Annotated in this window: 8 protein-coding genes; all 8 read right to left on the bottom strand. The window is 39.3% G+C overall.

The features are described 5' to 3' along the window. Positions 1 to 30: 30 nt before the first annotated feature. A complete protein-coding gene (cas6, locus tag JHC30_06065) occupies positions 31 to 804 on the bottom strand; it encodes a CRISPR-associated endoribonuclease Cas6 (GenBank protein ID MCI4463716.1) in 774 nt (257 codons plus the stop codon). Positions 805 to 871: 67 nt separating this feature from the next. Then, the gene (locus JHC30_06060; GenBank protein MCI4463715.1) at positions 872 to 1,663 is read right to left on the bottom strand and encodes a tRNA (adenine-N1)-methyltransferase; all 792 of its coding nucleotides are present in this window, start codon (positions 1,661 to 1,663) and stop codon (positions 872 to 874) included. After that, positions 1,647 to 2,570 (bottom strand): adenine nucleotide alpha hydrolase family protein, encoded by a 924-nt coding sequence (locus JHC30_06055; protein ID MCI4463714.1) that lies wholly within the window; start codon positions 2,568 to 2,570, stop codon positions 1,647 to 1,649. Before JHC30_06055 ends, JHC30_06060 begins: the two co-directional genes overlap by 17 nt. 6 nt (positions 2,571 to 2,576) lie before the next feature. Then, complete coding sequence (locus JHC30_06050; protein ID MCI4463713.1) at positions 2,577 to 3,140, bottom strand: cysteine hydrolase; 564 nt, start codon at positions 3,138 to 3,140, stop codon at positions 2,577 to 2,579. Continuing rightward, positions 3,141 to 3,695, bottom strand: a complete 555-nt coding sequence (locus JHC30_06045) for a nitroreductase family protein (GenBank protein MCI4463712.1) — start codon at positions 3,693 to 3,695, stop codon at positions 3,141 to 3,143. Positions 3,696 to 3,698: 3 nt separating this feature from the next. Further along, entirely contained in the window at positions 3,699 to 4,154 is a 456-nt protein-coding gene (locus tag JHC30_06040) for a redoxin domain-containing protein (GenBank protein MCI4463711.1), read from the bottom strand. Positions 4,155 to 4,257: 103 nt separating this feature from the next. After that, positions 4,258 to 4,689: a hypothetical protein gene (locus JHC30_06035; protein MCI4463710.1), complete on the bottom strand. Its 432-nt coding sequence runs from the start codon at positions 4,687 to 4,689 to the stop codon at positions 4,258 to 4,260. Positions 4,690 to 4,692: 3 nt separating this feature from the next. Beyond that, a complete protein-coding gene (locus JHC30_06030; protein MCI4463709.1) occupies positions 4,693 to 5,088 on the bottom strand; it encodes a metalloregulator ArsR/SmtB family transcription factor in 396 nt (131 codons plus the stop codon). Positions 5,089 to 5,129: the final 41 nt, after the last annotated feature.

Raw genomic sequence — 5,129 nt, 5'->3', positions numbered from 1 at the left:
TTCCTCCTTTAACTTTATTATAGTATTTTGCTATTTTTCCTCCCATACATCCCACATGCCGAAGCCTTCGGAGGATTTTGCACCGAGCCCTGCATCGTAAGTTGCATAGATGAGTTCTAAGGAGCCGGTTAATTTGTATATTCCTGAGAAGCATTCAATAATCGTGTTTTTGAAATAGACTATCTTTTTGTTCTTTTCGAGGGAAAACCTGTATGGTTCAATATCAAGGTGGAGGTCTTTTGATGCATCTTCGGAGACTGACATACCCTGTGCCTGTTTGATTATGATGTATTTCTTTTGTGCGTTCTCTTCAATGAGGCGTTTAAATTCGCTTTCTGTGGGACGGTAATAGTGGGTTGTCTTTTTACCGTTATTTTCAAATGTGCTATAGGCAGTAATTGGGGAGAGGGTGCGAATAAGGACAGATTCACTTAGTTTGGGAGGTCTTATGACTTCAACTGCTGAAAGAAAAAGATTAAAATCGTTCAGAGGGATGCCTGTTTTTCGAAAGGCATTTGAGCCAAGGTCTTCTACGATTTCATAAAGGGGAGAGGAAAAATAAAAGGTGATGAATTTGTGAAAGTTGAGAGCGTTGTTGTTTACCTTTTCGCCTTTTTCGATGATGTTTGAGTATGTAAAAAGTTTGAACTTTTTCCCATCGATTGGGAAGCCCTCGAGGTATAGCTTTGCTGCCATAGGTTCAGAAAAAGTGTTGTAGACAAGATAGTGCAAAAGATAGCCATAGTGCATTGGAAGGATGATGTCCCGCCCTTTAATGTCTTCGAATGTTAACTTTAACCTCATTCAATCCTCCTTATTTTATTATATACGAAATTTTGTTCGTGTCAATACCCTATAAATAAAATTTCAATTACTTGTTAAGTTTCCTTGCAACAACAATAAAGCCAGTATGTGCAACCATCCTATCAACGGGGCGTGTTGCAAGAGGCTCGACTTTCCAGCGCCTCTCTAAAGTTTCAAAAGTGCCAAGGTGATAGAAGCATCCAAGGTCATCGAGTGCCTCTTTTGTCTGCGTAATCTGTTGAGTGGTTGGACTATAACTTATGAGGATGCCACCAGGAACAAGCGCATCTTTAACGGTATTAAGCGCACGCCACGGCTCAGGTACATCGAGAATAACTCTGTCAAAAGGCATATCTTCAGGCTCAATTGCCTCGTTATACACATCCTTTTTCCTTATGATGAGGTTTTTGGGGATGGTCTTAAAGAAGTCATAGACATTTTTAAGGAGGACATCTATAAAGTCACTTCGAATTTCATAGACAACAAGCTTACCCTTGCCATGAAGTATTTGAAGGAGTGTTACGGTAAGCGCTCCTGCCCCACCACCAGCAGTGAATATCCGTAAGTTTGGATAAATATCGCCGTGGATAAGAATTGCACCAATGTCCTTTGGATAGATAATCTGGGAAACCCTGCGCATATGGACGGTATAAAAAGGTGTGCGTGCCCTGAAGACTGTCACCTCTTCTCCCTTAAGCGACTTTACAATAGAGCCATCAATTTTACCAATAACCGAATCATGCTCTAAAATGCCAAAGTGGAAGTGTGTTTTTTCGCCTTTTACAAGTTTCAAAAGGAGGATTCTGTCTTTGGAATCAACAATTTCAACCAGGTCGCCTTCTTTAAATTTCTTTTTCATTTTCTATGTCCTTTGTGAGTTTGCAAAAAGAGCAGATACCATCTTCGCTTGAAGTTGGCATGCCGCAAATTTTGCACTCCTTGAGTTCGACTTCTTCCTTTTTAAAAATATCTCTATTTCTCAAATATCCGTAGTAGAAAGTCCGTTTTATGCCTCTAAACTCCTCATTTATTTCATTTAAAACTTCCTTTGACTTTGATAGTGTTACACTTCCAATCTTGTATGGGCATACTTCACTTGTGTAATCAATTTGCATCATATCCGCATAGGCTTTTAACTCTGCATCCGAAAGCCTGTAGAGTGGCTTAATCCTTTTTACCAATTTGTCTTTGTAGGGAGGGGTTAAGGGGGAGTTTCTTGAAAGCGTTTCAAAATCCCAATTCAAAATTGCCTTGAATATGTTGGAAGCGCCATCATCGAGGTTGTGCCCCGTTGCAATTGCATCGACTTTGAGATCTAAAGCAATCTTGTTTATAAGATATCTTTTTATTGTGCCACATACACCGCAGCGAGGGCGATTTTTTGCCTTTTTAAAAACACCTTCCATATCGATACCAAAGTCATCTTTTACGCTAAAGATACGGACTTCTTGCCCGATTTTTTCTGAAAAAGTTTTGACAACCTCGAGGCTTTTTTCTGAGAAAAAACCATAGTGAAGGTTGAGGTGAACAGGTATTATGTTAAAACTATTTTTGTGCATTAAATACCAGAGGACCATCGAGTCTTTGCCACCCGAAACTGCAACAAGGACTTTCTCCTGTGCGTTAACAAGGCGACTTCCAACTGCATGCCCCTCAATACCCTCTTCAAACTCCTTTTCAACATGAATTTTAAAGCACTCACTACAAAAGTGAAGCCCCTCAAGGTGAACCGAAGCAGGCTTGCCACAACGGATGCATTTTGCCATACTTAATTATAGCGAATTTTGTATTAGTTCGATTACATCCTTTGTAGTTTTAACCATTACCCCCATATTCTCAAGGTCAAAGAGATTTGCCTTTTGCACTTCAGGAGTTTTCGAGGCAGTGCCATCGCTTACAACAATTACATCATAATCATAAGATATGCCATCCACTGCGGTTGCTCTTACGCAATTTGGCGTTTGAACACCAGTTATGACGAGTGTATCAATCTTGAGGCGTCGAAGAACAAGGTCTAACTCTGTATGAAAAAACGCAGAGAACCTCTTTTTTATAACGACAATTTCGTTATCCTGAGGCGTGAGGGGAGATACAATCTCTGAGCCTTTTGAATTTGGCAAAAGTACACTACCCCCAAGAGGCATTCTTGCCTTATCAATATCAATCTTGCCAAGGTGAACTCTCTTTACGAAAATGCGCGTGAGATTATTTTCTCTAAAGAATTTAAGAAGTTTTTCAATATTCGGAATTATGTTTTTGCCGTAATCAACAAAAAGAGGGGAGGACTCGTTCAGGAAGTCCTCCTGCATATCAATTATGAGAAGCGCTACTTTCATTTATGGAACCTTATTCAAAAATGCAAATTCGTCAAATGGCTTTCGTTCGGGGCGTTTAAGTTCGGATTGGACCTGTTTTTCTGAAAGAAGTGGTGAAATCTCTTTTGCATGCTTTGCAACAACAATTAAGGCAATTACTTCAAAATTTTCTTTGATGTTAACTGCCTTCTTTACGACTTCTTCATCAAAACCAGCAATTGGATGTGCAACAAGCCCTAACTCTGTTGCTCTCAGTATTAGAAAGGCATTTGACAACCCTGTGTCATAGTAAGCATAAATGCCATCACGCATATTGCATGCAAGTTCCTTTGAAGTAAAAACAACAACCACCATTCCTGCATTTCTTACCCACTGGTTTCCCTTTGGAAGTGCTTCAAAAACACGCTCAAGTGCATCTTTCTCATACACGAAAACATAACGCCACGGTTGTGAGTTTGTGCAGGATGGTGCAAGGGATGCATGATAAGCGAGGTCTTTTATAAGGTCTTCGGTTACCTCAAATGGCTCAAGAGAGCGATATGCACGGCGCTCATTAATTGCAGTTTTCACATCCATGAACTATCTCCCCTTCAAGAACTCTATTATCTCGTTTATGTCTGGAAGTTCCTTAATTGGATAAACTTTTGCAAAAATAACCTTGCCTTCCTCATCAACTATTATGTTTGCTCTTTCTGAGAAGCCGTTAAAGTGCCTGAAAACTTTTAATAGTTCTGCAACATGACCATGCGGCCAAAAATCTGAAAGAAGACGTGTCCTCTTAATCCCGATATGCTCTGCCCATGCCTTTTTGCAGGGAACAGAATCAACACTTACACCAACAGCAACGGTATTCAATGCTTCAAATGTATCCTGATTTGCCTCCAAACTCAGCATCTGTTTTTCACAAACAGAAGTCCACGCAAGAGGGTGGAACGAAAGCAAAACCTTCTTGCCCCTGAATTCAGACAACTTAAACGATTGATCATTTTGGTCTTTTAATTCAAAGTCTTCAACTAATGCGCCTAATTCAATCATATATGCCTCCTTCTTTAAAATCATTACATTATAACGCAAATTTTAAAATAAAAAAGGGCAGAAGAGACCCTCTGCCCTGAAAGTTTATAAACGGTTGAATTAATTACTTATTGTTGCTATATCCAACCTTCTCTGCTATTATTTCTGCGATCTTTTTTACATCTTCTGGGTCAAAATCAAGGGTTGGGATTTTCTTTACACCCATTTCGCTTATAGTAAATTCGTAATCGACCTTAATACCTCTTTGCTCCATAATCTTCGATGTGCACTTGTTTGCACATCCATTAATTACAATGACCCTCTTTGCATTTTTCCCGATGTTAACATGCACTTCAGAGCCTGCGCCAACTGCTGCAGTGCAGCACATCCTTGCCCCAACGCCTCTATTCGTGAGGTCTTTTGCTACTTCATTTCCAACCTGTCCTACACTTGCTGCACCATCACACGCAAAAATAATGTCAAGATTTGTGGCTTCCTTGCCACATGATGGCAAAAGATTCCAGTTCTTATTTACTTCGTTCTTTGTTTCTTCCATAGTTTACCTCCCATTTTCTATTTTGTTTTTGTTTATGACTTTTTGAACGATTGAAATACATTTATTTTCGTCTCTCACAGAAGCACGCATCTTTAGAAGTTCAACAGTCCGATTAATTTCATCATCTTCAATTGAACTAATGGCATCATACAAACTTCTAATAAATTGAGAATCTGGTTCAACAACCGAGTAAAGGATACCCTTTCCAAAGCGCTTATCCTTAACGAGCCCTGCATTCTTTAACTCTTTTAAGTACTTTGAAATGTTGTACTGCGATTCTGAAAGTGCGTCTGTAATCTCACAAACATAAAATTCACCCATTGCCTTAAGCAAAACGGCAAACAGTTTAAACCTTTTCTCTTCTGAAAGCGCTTTCATTACATTAGTATATTTGCTCATATGCACATTATAGCATATGTTCAAAGAAAGTCAAGAGGTAT

It is taken from the genome of Caldisericum sp. (genome assembly GCA_022759145.1).
Lineage (GTDB): Bacteria > Caldisericota > Caldisericia > Caldisericales > Caldisericaceae > Caldisericum.
Note: the sequence above shows the minus strand (reverse complement) of the source record. Positions and strands in the feature narration are given on the sequence as shown.